This window comes from Nitrospira sp. (assembly GCA_029194665.1).
Classification (GTDB): Bacteria; Nitrospirota; Nitrospiria; order Nitrospirales; family Nitrospiraceae; genus Nitrospira_D.
Genome location: JARFXO010000001.1, coordinates 685,203 through 704,531, shown reverse-complemented (window position 1 = coordinate 704,531; position 19,329 = coordinate 685,203). Strand labels below are relative to the sequence as shown.

Genomic DNA, 19,329 nt, shown 5'->3' with positions numbered 1-19,329 from the left:
CTTGGAGACCGTCCACTTTCCCGGAGCCTCACCGGCGCCTTCTTCGAGAGGGTCCTGTTTTCTTTTTCACGTCGAAACTCACCATGACTGGGCCTCCAAGCGAGCCATCCGGATTGATCCTCCTATACTCCAGTTCAATCTTGGCGTAGTTCAACGAGACTTGGTCAAGAGGAACTACACCGGATCCGCCCGATCCACTCTGTTGATAGGAAGAGACCACCACATCCGTCAGCGTGACCTTCAAATAGTCCTGTGTCCGGTCGCCGGCTCTCCTTCCGGTCATGGTCGCTTTCAGCATGTGCTTACCGGTAGCACATGCTAGAAAGAGCATCGGCGAAGCCTGACTGATCTTCGCCGTAAAGTGAAAGTCCGGCGCATTGAATCTTCCGGCGCCGGCGCCTCCCGGCTGGAGAGCACCTGATACCGCCCTTCCGAACGACCAGGCATCTAGTTCAATTTCTCCTCGATGCCTATCATCGGTGCTCTCACCTTGAATCCCATCGATTTTGAGGAAGTAGTCGTCAGTTGCCATAACGTCCCCCTTTGAAATGTAAGAAAACAGTGTCACAGTGTACGGACTACTTCGGAGCGTCTTGGGCGCAACGGAACCCGAGAGCGTCGCCCCGAGCCGAGGGTGTGTCCCCGTACCGGTCTGCGGATCGTACGTCGTCCGGAGCACTGGTCCAGGACCCACCGCGGCGCACCCGATACTCGCCACGCGAAGGACCTTTTGGATTGCGCTCCGGACCCTTGCTGTAATAGTTCGGGTCGTACCAGTCCGCCACCCATTCCAAGACATTGCCGGCCATGTCATGCGCGCCGTAAGGACTCGTCCCCTGCTTAAACGACCCCACATCGGTCAGAACACCATAATCTCTAAAATCGCAGCAGTGACTAATGTTCGCTCGCTGCTCGCTTGATGCCTCGTTCCCCCAGGGATAAGACCGCTGATCAGTTCCTCGCGCGCCCTTTTCCCATTCAGCCTCGGTGGGCAAGCGTTTCCCCGCCCAGGAGCAGTAGACAGCGGCATCGTTCCAATCCACTCCAACCACCGGCTTATACCCATGGTGCTTCAGGACCTGTTCAGACCAATACTTCGGCGCAGCCCGCTTTGTCTCCTGAAAGAATGTGGCGTAGCGAGCGGTTGTCACTTCATATTGATCGAGATAATAGGCATCGAGATACACTGAATGGGTCGGTCGCTCGTCGCTCTTAGCACTCTCGTCCTCTTCACGTGAGCCCATGGTGAATTCTCCAGCCGACACCAGCACCATCGACGCACAGTCCTTGCCCGTGATGATCTTCGTCGGGCTAGCCGTCGATCCTGACCCGGCTGCCGGATTGTTGCCGGCTGTTACCTCTCCCGTGGCAGCTGATGTTCCCTCGGTTGTAGGCAACACAGGCTTCTCCGGTGGTTCTGGACAGGGTGAGGGCGGCTTCTCTTGGCTTGCGGCCTGCGGCGATTCCTTACTCAAGCCTACGCTGGGTGCTGCGCTCAGTGGAGCGCTCTCGCCTTTCACGGGTGGCTTCGGTTTCTTTTGCGCTACAGTGGGTGGCTTGGGCTGCTCTTGTAGAGGGAGCGTTTTGATCACCCCAGGGGGCTGTATAGTCGTAGGCGTAAAGAACACAAAATAGAACAACGCTCCAATTATCGCCAGGAGACCAAGTCCACCGGAGAGGTATTTCGGCCAGGGCGGGACCGGTTTCACGTCAGATAGTGGACCATCAGGGGGTGGACCGATGACCCCGGCCAGAGCCTCTATAAATTGGTCGAACTCGGGGTGATCCTGATCCGGCTGCCAATCCACTAATTGAGCGGTTTGCACATGCTCGAATTCCAAAGGGATCTCGACCTCATCCGCGAGCATCACCGGAAACAAGATGCCCCGTCGCAAGCCGCTCCTCGATTCGTTCTTGACCCAAGTGCTTTTCACCGAGGTTTTGGTCCATACCACCACCACGGACTTGGCTGCTTTCAAGGCTTCGTGGATGGCCTCGTCATAGGACTTGCCCGGAAAAATACGACGATCCCACCAGACCGACCAGCCTTTTTTCGCCAGAGCCTGTGCCAGCGGCTGAACACGTTTCCGATCTTCACTGGCGTAGCTGATGAAGATGTGACTCATGGGGCTGCCCTTGTAGCTCACACCGAAGCGGTTCCGTCAACACGAAGCATCGCCTAGGAACAAGAAGTATTCCAGTGTATCGCTTGTACGTAAGGCTGTCTAGACGGAATGAGGCCGTTCGGGAGTCGAGGGGTCTTGCAGAATCCTCAAAGAAAGATCATTTCGGAACGTCCTGGGCGCAGCGGAAGCCGATATTGTCGTGCCGAAACGTGGGTGAGAGCTTGAGGCGGTCCGCGGAGCGAACGTAGGCCGGAGTCGAGTCCCAGGCCCCACCACGGAGCACGCGTTTTTCACCACTCGAAGGCCCTGTCGGATTGCGCTCCGGGCTCTTGCCGTAATAGCCCCCATCGTACCAGTCCGCCACCCATTCCCACACATTGCCGGCCATATCAGAGGCACCGTAGGGGCTCTTCTCTTCTTCAAACGAGCCGACGTCGCTCAAGACCTCATAGGCGTTAAAATCACAACAGTGGTCGAAATTTGCCCGTTGTTGACTGGGTTCCGCATTCCCCCATGGATACAGACGTTGGTCCGTCCCTCGCGCAGCCTTCTCCCACTCAGCTTCGGTCGGTAGGCGTTTCCCAGCCCAGACACAGTAGTCGGCTGCGTCATTCCAGTCCACCCCGATCACAGGCTTGTTTCCATACCTCTGGGGAATCTGGTCTGACCAGTACTTTGGCGCGCCTCGTTTCGTCTCTTGAAGAAATCTGGCGTAGCGAGCGGTGGTGACCTCATATTGGTCGATATGGAAGGCATCCAGTTGCACCGCATGGGCGGTCCGCTCATCCTTGGCCGCCATGGTGTCATCCTGGCGGGCCCCCATCATGAACTCCCCAGCCGGCACCAGGACCATCGGCGCAAGCCCAAGGTCCTGCGTACTCCCCTCGCTCTGGGTTGACGGATTCCTCGTGAGAATAGAAGTAGGGATAGGTGACAAGATCCATTGCCCCACAAATGCTCCCACGACCACGAGCAGGCCCGCTCCGATGATGAGGTATGGTGGTGACTGCTTTGATTGTGCTGCCCTGGTCGAGGCACCAGGCTGCTGCGTATCAGTACTGGCGCCTGTGAGGGGTGGCTGCCGGTCAGGCACGGAAGAAGGTTGTTCACCCTCAGATTTCGAAGGCATCCCGATGCCCCCCTCGATCGTTCATGGCAGGGAGTTATGTTGCCGGCTAACCGGCAGCGGATCGGAACGGTTCAAATTCCCGATCCGCCTTGGCTGCCAAGTAGAAGTCGCTCTCAGTCAAGCCATTGATCTTGTGTGTCCAGATCTCCACCTTGGTTTTCCCCCAGGCCAGATACAGATCAGGATGATGACCTTCTGCCTCAGCAACCGCACCGACCTTGTTCACGAAAGCCAGCGCCTGCGCAAAGTCCTTGAACGTATACAACCGCTCAAGATGTCCTTGCCCATTGAGCGTCCAACCTTGGCCCAGCTCCTTCAATAACGCCTGAGTTCGATCATTCGGTAGCGGCGGCACCCCGCCACGACAGGGAACACATTTATTGTCTGCAAGACCCATTTGAGCCTCCTCATCAGTGCGAATCAGTTTATCTCAGGGATATTCTAAAGGGGCATTGAGCGGAAGGGCAAGGTGGAGAAAGCCTATCGTTCCTTCGCGAGATCCTGTACGCAGCGAAAGCCTCTGCCGGGCGCTCCATCGTAGGCACTCGCGTACATGCGCACCTGATAATCGAGCTCGCCGATAGCCTCACGAATGCCGAGAGCCTGAAGATTCCCCCGAAGTACCTTGCGCGTCTCGTCCTCCGGTGGCGAGGGATTCCATCGGCCTTCTTGGTACGTGGTGGCCGTCCACTCATACACCTGGTCGTTCAAGATCCGGCCCTGCGTGTCACGTGCCGCCTTCTCCCACTCATCTTCCGTCGGGAGCCGCTTCCGAGCCCATCGGCAGTAGGCTACGGCATTGTGCCATGTCACACCTTCCACCGGTCCATCGAGATCGAGCGACGCGGATTGCTCCATCAGGTCTGGAGGAAGCGTTACGCCGGTGGCCTCAACAAATCGGCGATAGCGCGCGTTCGTGACCAGCGTTTTCTCGACATACAGATCGTCAGTCAAATACACAGACCGTGCAGGACCTTGAACCTCTTCCGCCCTCCCCCCGCCATAGACCTCCACCATCTTGCTCGGGATGCGCCCTGACCGGATCAGCACCATGGGGACGCCGTCCGCGCCGATTTTTTCCTGCGGCGCCATCGAGTCGCTCGCACGCGCTTCAATCCGCCATCCACGAAGAGCGACGGCAAGGATCGACGCGGGAACGGCATACCCCTGCCGACCTCTGGCATCGCTTACAACGCCGATCACCTGCCCGTTCAGCAAGAGTGGGCCACCGGAATGGCCTTCTTCCACCAGAGCCTGAAACGCGAGGGTCGGCCCGCTCATCCCACTCAGACTGCCAGTCGAGACAGTCCAAGGCGGTAACGTCCGTGGAAAGCCGATGAACGTGAGCGCCTCGCCGCCGATCACCTTCGTTGTCAGATCCAGCGGCAGCGCCACCACGCCGTCTGGGATAGGCCCAGCCACATGCAGGGCGGCGAGCCCATGAGGATCTCCGCCTTCAATCCCGACCACGTGGGCGACAAGTGGTTGCTGGGGGTTGGGGAAAAAGGTCACGGTGGGCTTAGGATCTCCTTCAACCACATGCGCCGCCGTGACGATATACGCGGCGTCTCTGTCTACTCGCACGACAATCCCTGTCCCGACCTTGGGCTGCTGGCCCTCTCCCCGCGCAGTGATCTTCACCACGCCGCGCTTGAGGTCATTACTGTCTTGCGCCAAGAGATGATCCGGAAGCAGGAATGTGGACAGCAGGAAAAAGGCTACCGGGAAGAAAGTAATTCTTACGATGGACATAGGATCACGTACGGTCACTGAGGGAGATCATTGCGCCGAACGGACTTTCGGTCAAAGTGGCCGCCGAGGCGCTTGGCGTTTCCCGGCCTGCCCTCTCCAACCTGCTCAACGACAACGCCGACCTTTCCGGCGACATGGCACTCGCGCCAACCCCAAAAGTTACCCAACGATGAACGAATCTACCGCAGTACGATTGGACGGAAGCGTGGAGTCACAGATCAAGGACGCGAGCCTGGCCATCCGGACACTACGCCTGAATTTTCACGAAGGCTGGAGAGTGAGCCTCAATTTTTTGCATGGCTTGGCGATCGTAGATTTTCTCACCGCATGTGGGACACTCATAAAGCTCCAGCCCAGGCACCGTATAGACCTGCCCCTGGAAGTGGCCGGTCCAATTCCGCTTGACTCGCTTTATTTTGGCACTGCCACAACGAGGACACTTGGTGATCTTGAGCATTGAAACGACCGTGGCCTCCCTACAAACTTCGCTTCGAAGAGATCAGAAAGTAGTAGGTTTCGACGCCGGCTTCGAAGACCAGTCTACCCTTCGTCTAAATGGGAAATCCAGTCAGGTTTGTGCTGTGAATAATTTAGAGACGTTCCCTTTTGCTCTGCCGAAACGGATTAGTCGAACGAATCGTTTTTGTGATGGCCACAGCATTGAGAATTGATTCGGCAATATCCAGCTCAGTGAGACAGTCCGCTTCCATCTCCAAACGCGCTTTTTCGCTGAACACATAATGCCCCGCCAACACAGCGCGCTTGATGCGAACAAGGATATCACTCATTAATCAGATACCATATCGAGAATAGATCAGCCTATTCATCCTTGCAATTCTCCGCCCGGCCGATGAAAAGAGCCCTGGATCTTAGCTTTCGTGACGGCGACTGGAAGGCTACCGGTCTCTTCCCCCGTCATGAGAATTCTCGACTGACACTCAATGTCTCGTGCCGAGAAACCAAGAGCGAAGACCGGAGAAAAGGAAATAGAGTCAAAGTGTAAAGGTTACTTCGGAACGTCCTGGGCGCACCGGAACCCGATAGAGTCGGACCGGCTCGTCGGTAAATCCTTGTGCCGGTAGGCGGACCGTAGGACGTCCGGTTCATAGCTCCAGGACCCACCGCGGACCACACGAAATAGGCCGCTCGCAGGCCCGGTCGGATTGCGTGCCGGACTCTTGATGTAATAGGTCTCGTCATACCAGTCCGCCGTCCACTCCCAGACGTTGCCAGCCATATGGTGGAGTCCATACGGACTGTTGCCCGCTTCGTAGCTGTCAACCGGTGCAAGGCCTTCCTTATAGGCGCGCGTCGTGAGACCTTTCGCAAAGTTGGCCAACCTTGCTGTCGGTCCTTCATTACCCCATGAGTATGTTCGTCCATCCGTTCCCCGAGCAGCCTTCTCCCACTCCGCCTCTGTAGGTAATCGTTTCCCAGCCCACTCGCAATAGGCTTTTGCATCATCCCAATTGACCCCCACGACCGGAAGATTCCAATGCTTGCTGCTGTCCACCTGATCCCAATAGCCAGGTTTCGGCCTGTTCTTCGCCCGCACGAATTCGGTATATCTCGCAACCGTCACTTCGAACTTGTCCATGTAAAACCCGTCCAGATAGATCTGATGACGCGGGTGTTCGTCTTTCCTCCCTTCGCTGTCCGGTGAGCCCATCCAGAATTCCCCAGCCGGAATGAGCACCATCGGCGCACCGTCCTTGCCGGTGATCTCGCGTGCCAGTGTTATGGACTGTACCTCCGGTTTGGCCGTGGCTGCGGGCGGTGGTGGTGAGGGTGCAGGAGTCGTGGATGCGGACGAGCTGCCTGCGCTTTCTTGCGCTGTGATCCCAAAGCCCTCAAGATAATCCTCGACACTTCCGACAGTAACCCCTCGCCCAACTGACTGGCCTCCCGAACCGACGACACCAACAACCTTCCCGCCTTGAAAGATCGGCCCACCGGAATGGCCTGACTCGACGGAAGGAGAAAAGAAGATGTCTCGCCCTTGCCGCGATGAGATATTGCCTTTCACGATCGCCCAAGGCCCAGCATTGCGAGGGAAGCCAATCACCAGGATATCTTCGCCGCCCGTCAGTCGCGCAGCTCCGACAAGCGACAACGAGGTAAGACCTTTCGGAATATTCTCCGCTCCCTTTACGACCAACAACGCCAAGCCTCTCACCTCATCATCACCTTCCAACCCCAGCACCTCAGCCATCACCGGCATGTTTCGCTTGGTGAAGAATTCCACTTTGGGTTGTTGGTCTCCGGCCACCACATGAGCCGCCGTCACGATATAGGCCGCATCCTTGTCCACACGAACAATGAACCCAGTGCCGACGTTTGTCGTTCCTTGTGGTGGTTTGGCAGTAACCTTGACCACCCCAGCCTGGAGCCGCGCGATATCCTCCGCACTAACCAACTCCACATGAGTGAACCCGATGAGCACGATACATGCTGCGAACACTGCACGGACCATCATCGCTTAAACTCCTTCCACAGCCGATAGGCCCCGAGACTGGTCGTAAACACCGTGACAATAATCGTCAGAAACACCGCGAGCCGCGCATTATGCCATAAGGCGTCCAGTGCGGTCAGGCTGTGCTTCTGGATCGGAACCTGGCCGGACCTCGTGCGGATCTCCTTGGCCATGCCTTCACCCACTAGACGCATACCGGTCTCATTGGCCGTCAGGCTGAGCTCCTGAATGGTGAATCCGTCGAGATGCTCCAATCCAACGGCTTCGTCCTGCTTAATCGAGACCGTACCAAGGAGATGTTCGTAACCTGGAAAGGTAATCGTCCCATCGCCGGTCAACGCGCTGATCCGCGCGCCACCTTTGACGAGAGTTTGCCTACCACCGTCGGCCTCGCTGGCTTGTCGGGTGAAATCGACCGTGGTAACAGGGATACCTCCAAACACCTGGTGCGCCGATTGCCCTAACGCGAATGTCGGTAATAAGACCAGTTCATCTGACCCCGCCTTGACCATGACGCGAGATCGCTGGTCCGGCAACGTGATACGATAGGTCAACTCATCATCTTGATTAAAGGGCAAGCCTTTGAGTCCGTGTATCTCCACATGATCTGCGATGAAGGTGAACTGTCGGCCTGGACGCAGGATGGACTCGTTCTGCCCAGCGACTCTGATCGTGACACCCTCTCTCTTCTCAGTCTTCACCTTCGTATCCTTTTTGTCTCTCTCCTCTTTTTTCTCTCTCTTTTCCTTCTCTCGCGTTTCGAGTGAGACTCGCGACTTTGACTTCACCTCGATGGAATCCAGCTTAACCGGCTCTCGTTTGCTGGCGCTTGTTTCTTCAAGCACCACTCGTGAACGTCGTGCCTGATGATTCGCAACTATTGCGACTTCGGAATCGGCGAGGGCCAGCTGTCGCCACGCTTTGTCCGGATATGTATCTTCCTCAAATTGATATTGAGAGGGGTCCGCCACCTCAACCGTTGAAGGCGCAAACGTGATCGCCTCGAAGTTCTCGATCCCGACTGAGTCCGCAACCATCCCCGCAAGCGTAAAGGAATCCTGTGATTCCTTGGCACCGACCTCGAACTCGATGCGCTCCGTTGTGAGGTCTATTCGGACATGCGCAGACACAGGCCACAGCATCAGTCCGACCACGACCACTGCCGCCATGATGGCCGGGGAACCAACAAGCCAGATGGGATGAACGCGTTTCCACCAAGGCGTAGGGCCGAACTCAACTTGCGTCGGTGGACGCTTGACGAGTCGTTCAATATCCTTGAGCAACTGGGAGAACCCGGCATGCTCGACGCCGGCTTCCCAATCCACCAGGGATTGAAAGGTCCGCTGGGTAAAGCCAAGTGGAATATCACTCTGATTAATCTTGACGGGGAGATACTTGTCTTGTTTCTTAGCTTCGGCAGCTTCCGCTTGGACCCACTCGGACTCGACGGACTGTTCAGACCACACGACGATCGCGCATTTGGCGGTCCCAAGCTCCCGTCTGATCACAGCGTTGAAGGATCCACCGGTGGGTATGTTGCGATCCCACCAGACCGACCAGCCGTGCGCCTCTAATGTCTTCGCGAATCGTTCGACCCAGGGGCGATCTTTGCTGGAGTAGCTGATGAAGATGTCGCTCATGGCCGCTACCTACGATTGCATCCCGCAATACGTTCGTGGTGAGCCCTTCGCCCAGCTCAGGGCAGGCCAGTCGAACCCTGCGGTGAGCTCGGTCGAACCGCATGAACGGAACTGCCTGAAACCGCACACCCTTCGACGAGCTCAGGGCGAACGGACGCCAATAAGAACTTCTGGGACACAACACTAGGCCTGCATCGCCCGCTACCGCACAGTCGGCTTGTGAAAGAACCACACGGTTTGTCGTAGAGGCTGGTTGGTATCGAGAAAATAGCCGTCGCAGACGAGAGAATACTGGCCTTCCGGCACGCCTCCCGCGTCCCACCGTACGGTGAACGGCCGCCCTCCGGGAAGTCTGCGGAACACTTGCGTCATGAGCTCGGCCTGCTCTCTGCCTCGAAAGACCTTGCAGGAAAGCCGCGCATCCCCGTTGGTCTTCATGGTGAACAGGTACCCGCCGATCTTGTCGGGAGGCTGTACATGATAGAAGATCGCCGGGGCGATCTCTTCGTTGTCGGTCGGTGTTCCCTTTCCGAGGCGTATCAATACGCCCAACTCATAGGGGTTGAGCTTTTGATCCAACTGTCGCAGCACCGCCCCTGTCGGCCAGGTGAACTCATTGATCGACTTGGCTTGCCATCCTTTCGCTGGTTTTACCTTGTCGAGCCAATAGTAGAGCCGATAATCCAGCTCCCGAACGGTGAGATGAACTGGCGTCTGGCTCCGGAGATAGAATCCGATCCGGAGTTGATCGGGCAGTTGCGTTGCGGGCTCCTGGTAGTCGGCCAGAACGGAAATGACTTCGATGTCATAGCCTGAGACCGGCTTTGGTTTTTGTCCCTCGGAGCGGTCGCCACGGTCTTGGTACTCCAGGTTGGCATCGGCCCAAAGAGGCAGGGGGGCCATCAGCCAGGCCAGCACGAGGATATTCCGCAGGACTATGCGAGTCATCGCAGCGCCTAAGAGAATAGGCACGAATCGATTGTGTGACGATTCCAAATTCGCAAGGAGTATAATCCAGCTACGTAAGTGAGTCTAGCGAGGAATCCATGAACCGCGCTCATTGAATGAGACGAAATCGGATCTGGACCTTCGTGGCGGACACCGGCTGCGCTATGATGGACGAGATTGATAACGCTCCACCGTTCTGGAGCCTACAGGAAAAATGGCTGGATTTGGTTAAAAGAGGGTAAAAACACTGAGGCCAGCCCCTTGCGGAAACTGGCCTCGCACCCTGGCCCGAAGGCTCAGGGGGGATAAGTGGTACAAAATATAGCATGGTTGATTCGAAGGGGACATTCCATAAGCCTCAGGAATGGTGATCAGCCACAGTACCAGCATCAGGGTACGTGATGGGAGTTTTCACCAGCAACGACCTAGGATACCGGGCCTTCTGCCGGTGTTTCTGATCGGTAGCCCTACTCACTCTCGTCCGGCGCGCCGCCTGACTTCGCCAGATCGTCCATCTTGATTTTATCCGGATTGAACTTCTGCGCAGCCTGGGTCATGCGATCGAGCGCGTCGTCGAACGACAAGGGCGGCGCATCTTTGGGACGAAAGCGAATGGGATTCACCCGGGCCACGACGAAGCTTTTGAGATAGGGACTGGTCAGCCCCTTGGCTTTGAGGGCCTCGACTTGTTTGACGATGAGATCATCCAGCGCCAGGACGGTCTTCGCCCGCTGCTGGCGAAGGCTCAAAGCTGCCTGCAGCCGTTCCTTCTGAAATTCATCCACCCGCTTCAGCACCGGATGGTAGGCGCCGCCACTGAAGCGAGGCCGTTCTTCGTAACAGAGCCCCAGCGTAATCAGCGCCGGCTCCTCGAACTCCAAGACATAGGCATCTTCCGTTGCGTGATCGAGTTGTGCCAACTCCCGGTACATCCGGATCACTTCCAGCGCCTTTTCGCGCAGGTTGTGCGCTTTCTCCGTATTCAGCGCGAGAATCTGATAGGCGGCAGCCGCTTCTGGAACCACGATCGCGATGATGCTCTTCGCCCCCAGGGTCCTCATGGCGGACAGACGATGGTTGCCGTTCGGTGTCCAGTACTTCGCTTCATGATCGGGTTTTGCGATTCTCACGGTGATGATGGGGTCGAGAAAGCGACCGATTTTTCCGATGACCGCTTCCAACTTGCGAACATGCATGTCAGAGATATTGCGTTGATAGGGTGTCGGCTCGACCAGCTCGATCGGCAAGGCGGCAAGCACCAACCAATGTCCTCCGTAAGGTTCGCGATAGATCGAGAGGACCTTCCCGCTATCCTGTTCGACCGCCTGATGCAACTCGGCCACTGTCCCAGGCGGTGCAGCCGCTTGGAGCTCCCCGGCCGCCAAACCGGTTGAAGCCCCGGTCGGCTTCCGACGCCGTCTCACCCCTTTGGGTAGCGGCGGTTTTTTCGCTTTCTGTTTGGCCACCGCGATATGGTAGGACAGAGCCATGGCAAATGAAAGCCCCAACCAAAAGATTCTCCGCATCGGCCACCGCGGCGCCTGCGGGTATGCAGCGGAAAATACACTGGCCTCCATCGAGCAAGCGATTGCACTCCGATGCGCCTTTACTGAAGTGGATATCCAACGAACTTCCGACGATGAACTGGTCCTCCTGCATGACGAGCGGGTAGACCGCACGACGAACGGTCGCGGGCGGGTTTCTGACCTGACTCTTTCAGATATTCGAAAGCTGGATGCCGGTAACGGTCAGATGGTTCCGCTGCTGGAGGAAGCTCTCAGGGCCGCCAAGGGACGAATTGGATTGATTCTGGAGCTGAAGACCAAAGGGTTAGCCAATGATGTCTGTGCCATGGTCCGCGCCAGTGGCCAGGACCGCTCGGTTATCTATGCCTCATTCCTGCATGATGAACTTCAACAGGTACGAAACATTGATCCGCAGGCCGACACGTTGGTCCTCTTCAAGTGGTTTTCCAAAGCCCCTGTCGCACAAGCCATCAGGCTGCAAGCCACGCACGTAGGCCTCCGTTTCAATACTGTTACGAAACGTCGGGTGAAGGCCTTCCACAAGGCGGGGCTGACTGTGTTCGTCTACACCGTCAATAAGCCTGCCAAGATCAAGGAGATGAAAACGCTCGGCGTGGATGGGATTATTTCGAACTTCCCGGATCGCATTTGAACAGGGACAAAGAGGGAAGGATTTAGAAACAGCGCGGGCGACCTTGCACTACGGTGGGGGGTCGCCCGCGATTTGGCGCTTAGGACGCCGCAAATATTTCTAGTATGTCTGTTGTCGCGGCCCTCAAGACCCACGCGATACTTCCGGTGGTCCACGGTTTCCAGTCGGGGGAGACCTCGTCAATCCCGGGTGCCTGTGTTCCTCTTGCTACCGATGGTTTCTCCGCTCAAGAATGGCTTTCACCCTGCATTATGAGGGCTCTCCGTGCCGATCCGGCACAGCCGGCGGAGAACTGGTCAGCATGACCGACAAGAAACCCACCCTTGCACCGGTGGGCCTGATGGGCCAGGTGGCGTCGTGTCGTCCATCTCCACCCTCCTCTCGCGATGAAGTTACCGAGAGACCTGGATGGCAGCCGCGCGTACTACCCGATCTCTCGACCTTCGATTGATAGATGGGCCGCAGGCTTCTCTCCCTACGCCCATTAGGAGATCTTGTCAAGAGCCACGTCGCGCTTTTCTGGGAGCCGATGCATAAGGCATAACAGATGCCGACCAGCCTCCTACGGTTGCTTCTGAACATCCTGGGCACAGCGGAAGCCCACATTCGGATCTTGCTCGGTTGGATCACTCTTGGTGCGAAACGACGACCGCAGCCGATACGGGGTATTGAGGTACGATCCACCCCGCTGAACCTTTACCGTCCCCTCTCCGGGACCACGCGGATTGACGGCGGGGCCGTTGATAAAGCTGGAATAAAAGTCCTCGGCATACCAGTCCATCACCCATTCGTAGAGATTCCCCGCCAGATCCTGCACACCGTACGGACTTTGCCCCATGTGGTGATCGCCGATGACCGATACGGTCTCCGCGCCGCCTTCCTTGAGCCCATAGACCGCATGCACCGGAGTCGGTGGATCATTGCCCCATGGATAGACTCGTTCGTCGGTTCCACGCGCAGCCTTTTCCCATTCGGCTTCTGTGGGAAGTCGCTTGCCTACCCAGAGGCAGTACCCCATCGCATCCATCCAGTTCACCCAGCGGACAGGATGTTCCGCATGGATCAGGGGCGTGTCCTTGTCCGTGAATCCCCATGGTGGTTCGCTCTGGATGGCCTCGACGTACTTGGCGAATCGCCCGTTCGTCACCTCGAATTTGTCCATGTAGAACGCATTGAGATAGACACGATGCACAGGGGCTTCATCCTCATCACCCTTATCGCTTCCCATCACAAACTCACCGGCCGGTACCAGCACCATCGGCGCACCATCTTTCCCCATGACGTCGGAAGAGGCCGCAGTCACCTGATACGGAGCGCCACCGTTGGTCGGCGACTTGCTCTTCTCTCCAACCTTGTGATCGCCGTTGGAACCAGGTGGTTTCGCCGGCAGGGGAGGAGGATCTGATCGGAGGGAGGTTGGTGGAACAGACTCGGGTTTAGCTGCCCGGTTTTCGGTCGCCGCTGCAGACCCTGCCTGTAGCGAGAGGGTCACGAGACCGGCCATACATGCGGTAAAAATTCGTTGGACATCCATGCCTTGGTCTCAGCCGATAATAAGGTACCGAAAACGTCTGGTCAAATCCAGCCCACCTCGACCCAACACCGCTGCGGCTCGACGACGGCAGTCCGTCGAACATGATGGCGGGTGATTGTGTCTAGAGTTGCACTTACCGATCGTCCGGTGTAGCGTAGGCGTCAGGATGTCGGTCTCGATTTTTTCCTCCATCTATAAGCGCCTTCCACTTGTTGCCGGTGCCCTTCTTGCCGTTCTGACCATCGGCGTTTCCGGCTGTGGCGCTCCCTGGCGAGATACCTATTTCAAGGAAGGGGTTGGTCGGCTGACACAGGAGGATATTCGGGAGCGACTGGGTCCCCCACACACGGCGAAGACCCCGGCTCTCGGCGGGGATAGTCTCTGGACCTATCGGTTCGCGCTCGGCGACCAGGACCTCACCCCGTGGAATACCTCGGTCATCGCCGACGCTTCCAACTCGGTCACCAGCTTGATGGGCAAGGGAGGAGAGAGCGCCAAACGTACGTTGTATTGCTATCGGTACACATTGACGTTCTCCGAGGACAAAATCCTCAAGACCTGGAAACGTGAGGAGTGCGTTCCTGGTACCCGCGAAACACTGACCGTCAACTAGAGGATGATGGCGTCCCAAATCGAGTGGTTTGGAATCGACAGCTCCGTCGCATTGGACGGATTGAAGTCGTTGATCCTCTTGCTGACGTTGATCGTCGTCAGATCGTTGATCGTGCGTTGGATCGCTCACAATCCGACGCTCTCGATGGAGTCGAAACGCCGCTGGGTCGTCACGACCCGAAACTCGGTCGTCTTCGCATTTCTCATCGGTCTCGCGATCATCTGGGCTCACGAACTGCAAGTCTTTGCCGTTTCACTCGTCGCATTGGCTGCGGCGTTCGTTTTGGCGACGAAAGAGCTGCTCCTCTGCTGGAGCGGCGCGGCGCTTCGAGTGGGCGGCAAGGTCTATGCCGTCGGTGATCGAATCCAAATCGCAGGCCATCGCGGAATCGTGCTGGATCACGATGTCTTTGCAACGAAACTCCTGGAGATCGGTCCCGGCCAATCCGCTCATCTCTATACCGGCCGTGTGACGATTTTTCCCAACAGCCTGTTGTTCACGAACCCATTGATCAAAGAAAACCCTGAGCAGGAATACGGACTCTACACAGTCGTGGTGCCCATCAAGAACGACGAGCATTGGCAACGAGAGGAGCGGAGCTTGCTGGAAGCCGCGAAAACCGAATGTGCGCCGTTTATGGAAGAAGCTGTGCGGCAGATGAAGCTGCTCGAGAAGACCAATTTACTGGAAGCGCCTTCTCCGGAACCGCGCATCACGATCCAACTGCCCGAATCCGGAAAGATCCATCTGGTGCTCCGATTCCCAGCTCCGGATCGAGGACGCTCCCGTATCGAGCAAGCAATCCTGCGTCGGTATCTCATCGGATCGACCACAGTCAACTGACCGGCTCATAGAGTTTCAACCCGACAAAGGCCGAGGGCTCCCTTCGTTGACGAAGGAAGCCCTCTGATGACCTCGTGCGATCAAATCAACGGCTTACTTCGGAAATGCCTTCGGCGCCGTGATATGTTGCCACCCTTCGCCGTTGAGCGTACGGAGAAACTCCACCAGGTCATGTTTTTCCTGTTCCGTCAGATCCAGCGGAATAATGAGATTGTCCTGGTGGGGATTCTTGACACCGCCCTTATTGTAGAAACTGACGACTTCTTCGAGCGTCTTGAAGCGCCCGTCGTGCATGTATGGAGCGCTTCGAGCGATCTCCCGCAAGGTCGGGGTCTTAAATGCGCCAAGTTCCTCAGGGTTCTGAGTGACCATGTAACGGCCAAGGTCTACTTTATTGTCGTCCCAGCCGATGCCGAGGTTGTGAAACTTTTCGTCGGTGAAATTGAACCCGGAGTGGCACTTGGTGCAACGTGCCTTATCACGAAACAGGATGAGGCCCTTCTGAGCTGCTTCTGGAATGGCCCCCGCTTCCCCTCCCTGATCGAACCGGTCCGCCGGGCTGTTACCGGACAGAACGGTGCGCTGGAAGCTGGCAACGGCCATGCCCACCCTCTCCGTCGTGATGGTGTCATCGCCGAAGACTTGTTTGAAGAGCTTCCGGTACCCCGGGATTTTCATCAGCTTCGCATTCATCACATCGTGGTTGGCAAAGCCGTGCTCGATCGGATTGATAAACGGACCGACCGATTGAGCTTCCAATGTCGCCGCCCGGCCGTCCCAAAATTGTGCGCTGCTGAACAGCCGGTTGAAGGACACCGGCGCGCTGCGCCCACCCTTCTGGCCTCGGATGCCGGTGGCAACCGGCTTGCCGTCCGTAAATGCAAATTTCGCGATATGGCAATTTGCGCAGGCAATGGTGTTGTCCTGCGATAACCGCTTGTCAAAAAACAGCAACCGGCCTAACTCGACCTTCTCCTTCGTCAACGGATTGTCGGCAGGAATGACCACAGCCGTCTCTTCGAGGCCGAAGGGAATCTTGAGCTTGTAGTCCTCCGCTTGTGCTTGACCGAAAGAGAACCCCAACAGTCCCAACACCAGACACACAGGCACGGGCATCGACTTCGTCAGCTTCCGCCTCTTCATCTTCATCTCCTCCCTTCTACAGGCTATATCTGTGACTCCCTCTGGGAACTCACCGCTTCATCATTCATGATCTCTGGATCCTTCTCAGGTGGACCGACGATGCGCGGAAACTACCAGCTCTCTCAGATCATTCCAGCTGGCTGCGGAGCATCCACCCGATCCGGTCCACGGCCGGGCTTGTCATATCACGACTCATGCTATGGACTCAATTGTCGAGACGGTTATCACGGCCTGATCCACAGGACGCACAAGAAGATTCAGGTCCTCCAGACCCCATGCTCTCGATGACATCCTCGCTTTTCCGCTCGCATCGATCTCCAACAATTTAGGCATCCCCTATCTAGGCAGACACATCAGTCAGCGCGATACCCAACGCGTCAGCAACGCCTTTGCCGTAAGCCGGATCGGCTTTCAGGCAGTGGCGGATGTGCCGAATTTGGATTTCCCGTGGCGCTGCACCTATTGAACGAGCAGTGTTTTCGAACAGCAATTTCTGTTGTGCCGTCGTCATTAAACGGAACAACGCGCCGGGCTGCGAGTAATAGTCCTGGTCTTCTCGGTGGTTCCAGTGGTCGGCAGCGCCTTCGAGCGACAGAGGCGGCTCGCGGAAATCCGGTTGCTCCTTCCATTCGCCGGAGCTGTTGGGCTCGTAGCCGAGCGTGCTACCGTGGTTGCCGTCTACACGCATGGCACCGTCGCGGTGGTAGCTGTGCGCGGGGCAGCGAGGAGCATTTACCGGTATGAGGTGGTGATTGACGCCGAGGCGATAGCGCTGGGCGTCGCCATAACTGAACAGGCGCCCCTGCAGCATCTTGTCCGGTGAAAAGCCGATGCCTGGCACAACATTCGCCGGGTTGAACGCTGATTGTTCGACCTCGGCGAAAAAGTTCTCCGGGTTGCGATTGAGCTCCATGACGCCCACGTCGATCAATGGATAATCCCTGTGTGGCCAGACCTTGGTGAGGTCGAACGGGTTATAAGGGACCTTCGCCGCATCCTTCTCCGACATGATTTGTACATAGAGTCTCCACTTGGGGTAGTCGCCGCGTTCGATGGCGTCGTACAGGTCACGCTGGTGACTCTCGCGGTCCCTGCCGATCACTGCCTCAGATTCGGCATCGGTCAGATTCTTGATGCCCTGCTGACACTTAAAGTGGAACTTGACCCAGTGGCGCTCGCGCTTCGCGTTGATGAAGCTAAATGTGTGACTGCCGAACCCGTGCATGTGGCGGTACGTCGCCGGAATACCGCGATCACTCATGACAATCGTGATTTGATGCAGAGCCTCGGGCAGCGAGGTCCAAAAATCCCAGTTGTTTTTCGCACTGCGCAGGTTCGTACGTGGATCTCGTTTGACCGCGTGATTCAAGTCCGGGAATTTGAGTGGGTCACGCAAGAAGAACACCGGCGTGTTGTTGCCGACCAAATCCCAATTGCCTTCCTCGGTGTAAAACTTCACCGCAAAACCCCGAATGTCACGCTCGGCGTCGGCGGCGCCTCGCTCACCCGCTACTGTGGTGAAGCGGGCGAACAGCTCGGTCTTCCTGCCGACCTGACCGAAGATCTTCGCGCTGGTGTACTTCGTGATATCGTGCGTGACCGTAAACGTGCCGTACGCGCCGGATCCCTTGGCGTGCATGCGGCGCTCGGGGATCACCTCGCGGTCGAAATGGGCCAGCTTCTCCAGGAACCAAACATCCTGCAACAATTGTGGACCCCGCGGCCCGGCCGTCATCACGTTTTGATTCTCGGAAACTGGGCAGCCGGCGTTCGTGGTCAGCTTTTTCTCATCACTCATGATGTCACCCTCCTTCTCTGATGTGGATCACTGCATGCACGTTCACAATACGTTCTCCCGGATAGCCTTTCGATCTACCACACACTCCCACCGGAAGATCAAGACTCATGTTTACGATTCAATCGACAGGCAAAATCGAAATGTCAGCACAGGCGCCTGGTCGTCGACGTAATCCAGGACGCCATTCATACGTTGAATGTGCCAGGCCTCAAGATGGTGACAGAGTAACGTATGTGACTCAACAGGTCCCCGCCGCTTGTTGCCTGGGACGGCTTTTGTTAGGATGCGCCGATTCTATAGGAGTGTGGTGAGAATGAAAATCGCGACGTTCAACGTCAATTCCTTGCGCAAACGTTTGCCGATCGTGCTCGAGTGGCTTGATCGGCATCGACCGGATGTCCTGTGCCTCCAAGAAACCAAGGTCCAGGACAGCGAGTTTCCACTGCTCGCCCTGGCACCCAGCGGGTATGAGACGACCTTTCGAGGAATGAAATCCTATAACGGGGTGGCGATTCTCAGCCGGAAGAAACCGGAAGCAGTTGTCTACGGATTCGACGATGGAGGAGACCCTGAAGACTCTCGCTTGCTGAGAGTCCTCATCGATGGAATTCCCATCATTAATACCTACGTTCCGCAAGGGTTCGAAATCGATTCGCCGAAATATGCATACAAGCTTGCCTGGTATGAGCGACTACGCAATTACTTCAATGCCCATCTTTCACCACAATCCCCGGCAATCTGGTGCGGAGATATGAACGTGGCCCCACGCCCCATGGATGTCCATAGTCCGGAGAAACATCTGAACCATGTCTGCTATCATGAGGCCGCCCGCAAAGCTTATGAACAGACGGTCGCCTGGGGATTTCAGGATGTCTTTGTGAAGCTGTACCCGACACGTCAACAATATACATTCTGGGACTACCGTGCGCCGAGCTCGCTGGAAGCGAACAAAGGATGGCGCATCGATCATATGATGGCGACGGCACCGCTGGCGGCAAAGTGTGTAAAGGCGGATGTGGACGTCGAGCCGCGGCGAGCGAAAGAGCCTTCAGACCATACCTTTTTGTGGGCCGAGTTTTCGATCTGACCACGCACGCGACGCCCAATCCGACAGCACCATAGGTTCCACGGCCTCCGGTCCGGCCAAGATTC

Annotated in this window: 18 protein-coding genes; 4 read left to right on the top strand and 14 right to left on the bottom strand. The window is 56.9% G+C overall.

Translation table 11 applies throughout. The annotated features are described in order from the left end of the window. Positions 1-28 precede the first annotated feature (28 nt). From P0119_03355 to P0119_03305, 11 genes are all read right to left on the bottom strand, one after another. Positions 29-532 (bottom strand): type VI secretion system tube protein Hcp, encoded by a 504-nt coding sequence (locus P0119_03355; GenBank protein MDF0665094.1) that lies wholly within the window; start codon positions 530-532, stop codon positions 29-31. A gap of 46 nt (positions 533-578) precedes the next feature. Continuing rightward, positions 579-2,126, bottom strand: coding sequence for an SUMF1/EgtB/PvdO family nonheme iron enzyme (locus tag P0119_03350; GenBank protein MDF0665093.1), 1,548 nt, complete (start codon positions 2,124-2,126; stop codon positions 579-581). Positions 2,127-2,283: 157 nt separating this feature from the next. After that, positions 2,284-3,255 carry a formylglycine-generating enzyme family protein gene (locus P0119_03345; GenBank protein ID MDF0665092.1) on the bottom strand — a complete coding sequence of 324 codons (972 nt, stop codon included), beginning with the start codon at positions 3,253-3,255 and terminating at the stop codon, positions 2,284-2,286. A 46-nt stretch (positions 3,256-3,301) separates the two neighbouring features. After that, positions 3,302-3,652 (bottom strand): 4a-hydroxytetrahydrobiopterin dehydratase, encoded by a 351-nt coding sequence (locus tag P0119_03340; protein MDF0665091.1) that lies wholly within the window; start codon positions 3,650-3,652, stop codon positions 3,302-3,304. A gap of 83 nt (positions 3,653-3,735) precedes the next feature. After that, on the bottom strand, positions 3,736-5,007 hold the full coding sequence (locus P0119_03335; GenBank protein ID MDF0665090.1) for an SUMF1/EgtB/PvdO family nonheme iron enzyme: 1,272 nt from the start codon (positions 5,005-5,007) through the stop codon (positions 3,736-3,738). Between the two features lie 247 nt (positions 5,008-5,254). After that, the gene (locus P0119_03330) at positions 5,255-5,464 is read right to left on the bottom strand and encodes a YgiT-type zinc finger protein (GenBank protein MDF0665089.1); all 210 of its coding nucleotides are present in this window, start codon (positions 5,462-5,464) and stop codon (positions 5,255-5,257) included. 133 nt (positions 5,465-5,597) lie between these two features. Next, the gene (locus tag P0119_03325) at positions 5,598-5,795 is read right to left on the bottom strand and encodes a hypothetical protein (protein ID MDF0665088.1); all 198 of its coding nucleotides are present in this window, start codon (positions 5,793-5,795) and stop codon (positions 5,598-5,600) included. A 218-nt stretch (positions 5,796-6,013) separates the two neighbouring features. Beyond that, positions 6,014-7,483 (bottom strand): SUMF1/EgtB/PvdO family nonheme iron enzyme, encoded by a 1,470-nt coding sequence (locus P0119_03320; protein ID MDF0665087.1) that lies wholly within the window; start codon positions 7,481-7,483, stop codon positions 6,014-6,016. Beyond that, positions 7,480-9,120: a toll/interleukin-1 receptor domain-containing protein gene (locus tag P0119_03315; protein ID MDF0665086.1), complete on the bottom strand. Its 1,641-nt coding sequence runs from the start codon at positions 9,118-9,120 to the stop codon at positions 7,480-7,482. The genes P0119_03320 and P0119_03315 overlap by 4 nt, the downstream gene beginning before the upstream one ends. A gap of 201 nt (positions 9,121-9,321) precedes the next feature. Beyond that, the gene (locus tag P0119_03310; GenBank protein ID MDF0665085.1) at positions 9,322-10,068 is read right to left on the bottom strand and encodes a hypothetical protein; all 747 of its coding nucleotides are present in this window, start codon (positions 10,066-10,068) and stop codon (positions 9,322-9,324) included. A 467-nt stretch (positions 10,069-10,535) separates the two neighbouring features. Beyond that, a complete protein-coding gene (locus tag P0119_03305; protein MDF0665084.1) occupies positions 10,536-11,576 on the bottom strand; it encodes a hypothetical protein in 1,041 nt (346 codons plus the stop codon). On the opposite strand from P0119_03305, the gene P0119_03300 reads away from it, so the two are divergent. Then, positions 11,557-12,246, top strand: a complete 690-nt coding sequence (locus P0119_03300; GenBank protein MDF0665083.1) for a glycerophosphodiester phosphodiesterase family protein — start codon at positions 11,557-11,559, stop codon at positions 12,244-12,246. The two genes, P0119_03305 and P0119_03300, sit on opposite strands and share 20 nt — an antisense overlap. 562 nt (positions 12,247-12,808) lie before the next feature. Here the strand turns inward: P0119_03300 and P0119_03295 are convergent. Next, positions 12,809-13,780 carry a formylglycine-generating enzyme family protein gene (locus P0119_03295; GenBank protein ID MDF0665082.1) on the bottom strand — a complete coding sequence of 324 codons (972 nt, stop codon included), beginning with the start codon at positions 13,778-13,780 and terminating at the stop codon, positions 12,809-12,811. A 166-nt stretch (positions 13,781-13,946) separates the two neighbouring features. On the opposite strand from P0119_03295, the gene P0119_03290 reads away from it, so the two are divergent. After that, complete coding sequence (locus P0119_03290; GenBank protein ID MDF0665081.1) at positions 13,947-14,393, top strand: hypothetical protein; 447 nt, start codon at positions 13,947-13,949, stop codon at positions 14,391-14,393. 3 nt (positions 14,394-14,396) lie between these two features. Next, entirely contained in the window at positions 14,397-15,236 is an 840-nt protein-coding gene (locus P0119_03285) for a mechanosensitive ion channel (protein MDF0665080.1), read from the top strand. Positions 15,237-15,329: 93 nt separating this feature from the next. On the opposite strand, the gene P0119_03280 is transcribed toward P0119_03285, so the two are convergent. Beyond that, positions 15,330-16,379, bottom strand: coding sequence for a cytochrome c peroxidase (locus P0119_03280; GenBank protein MDF0665079.1), 1,050 nt, complete (start codon positions 16,377-16,379; stop codon positions 15,330-15,332). A gap of 340 nt (positions 16,380-16,719) precedes the next feature. Beyond that, the gene (locus P0119_03275; protein MDF0665078.1) at positions 16,720-18,177 is read right to left on the bottom strand and encodes a catalase; all 1,458 of its coding nucleotides are present in this window, start codon (positions 18,175-18,177) and stop codon (positions 16,720-16,722) included. Between the two features lie 313 nt (positions 18,178-18,490). Here P0119_03275 and xth point away from each other — a divergent pair, with 313 nt between their 5' ends. Then, positions 18,491-19,264 (top strand): exodeoxyribonuclease III, encoded by a 774-nt coding sequence (gene xth, locus P0119_03270; GenBank protein MDF0665077.1) that lies wholly within the window; start codon positions 18,491-18,493, stop codon positions 19,262-19,264. The last annotated feature ends 65 nt before the right edge of the window (positions 19,265-19,329 follow it).

Excerpts from the sequence above, each read along its gene's own strand:
- P0119_03310 (MDF0665085.1), bottom strand. The coding sequence starts at position 10,068 with ATGACTCGCATAGTCCTGCGGAATATCCTCGTGCTGGCCTGGCTGATG.
- P0119_03355 (MDF0665094.1), bottom strand. The coding sequence starts at position 532 with ATGGCAACTGACGACTACTTCCTCAAAATCGATGGGATTCAAGGTGAG.
- P0119_03315 (MDF0665086.1), bottom strand. The coding sequence starts at position 9,120 with ATGAGCGACATCTTCATCAGCTACTCCAGCAAAGATCGCCCCTGGGTC.
- P0119_03335 (MDF0665090.1), bottom strand. The coding sequence starts at position 5,007 with ATGTCCATCGTAAGAATTACTTTCTTCCCGGTAGCCTTTTTCCTGCTG.
- P0119_03325 (MDF0665088.1), bottom strand. The coding sequence starts at position 5,795 with ATGAGTGATATCCTTGTTCGCATCAAGCGCGCTGTGTTGGCGGGGCAT.
- P0119_03340 (MDF0665091.1), bottom strand. The coding sequence starts at position 3,652 with ATGGGTCTTGCAGACAATAAATGTGTTCCCTGTCGTGGCGGGGTGCCG.
- P0119_03300 (MDF0665083.1), top strand. The coding sequence starts at position 11,557 with ATGGCAAATGAAAGCCCCAACCAAAAGATTCTCCGCATCGGCCACCGC.
- P0119_03290 (MDF0665081.1), top strand. The coding sequence starts at position 13,947 with ATGTCGGTCTCGATTTTTTCCTCCATCTATAAGCGCCTTCCACTTGTT.
- P0119_03345 (MDF0665092.1), bottom strand. The coding sequence starts at position 3,255 with ATGCCTTCGAAATCTGAGGGTGAACAACCTTCTTCCGTGCCTGACCGG.
- P0119_03320 (MDF0665087.1), bottom strand. The coding sequence starts at position 7,483 with ATGATGGTCCGTGCAGTGTTCGCAGCATGTATCGTGCTCATCGGGTTC.
- xth (MDF0665077.1), top strand. The coding sequence starts at position 18,491 with ATGAAAATCGCGACGTTCAACGTCAATTCCTTGCGCAAACGTTTGCCG.
- P0119_03275 (MDF0665078.1), bottom strand. The coding sequence starts at position 18,177 with ATGAGTGATGAGAAAAAGCTGACCACGAACGCCGGCTGCCCAGTTTCC.
- P0119_03350 (MDF0665093.1), bottom strand. The coding sequence starts at position 2,126 with ATGAGTCACATCTTCATCAGCTACGCCAGTGAAGATCGGAAACGTGTT.
- P0119_03285 (MDF0665080.1), top strand. The coding sequence starts at position 14,397 with ATGATGGCGTCCCAAATCGAGTGGTTTGGAATCGACAGCTCCGTCGCA.
- P0119_03295 (MDF0665082.1), bottom strand. The coding sequence starts at position 13,780 with ATGGATGTCCAACGAATTTTTACCGCATGTATGGCCGGTCTCGTGACC.
- P0119_03330 (MDF0665089.1), bottom strand. The coding sequence starts at position 5,464 with ATGCTCAAGATCACCAAGTGTCCTCGTTGTGGCAGTGCCAAAATAAAG.
- P0119_03280 (MDF0665079.1), bottom strand. The coding sequence starts at position 16,379 with ATGAAGAGGCGGAAGCTGACGAAGTCGATGCCCGTGCCTGTGTGTCTG.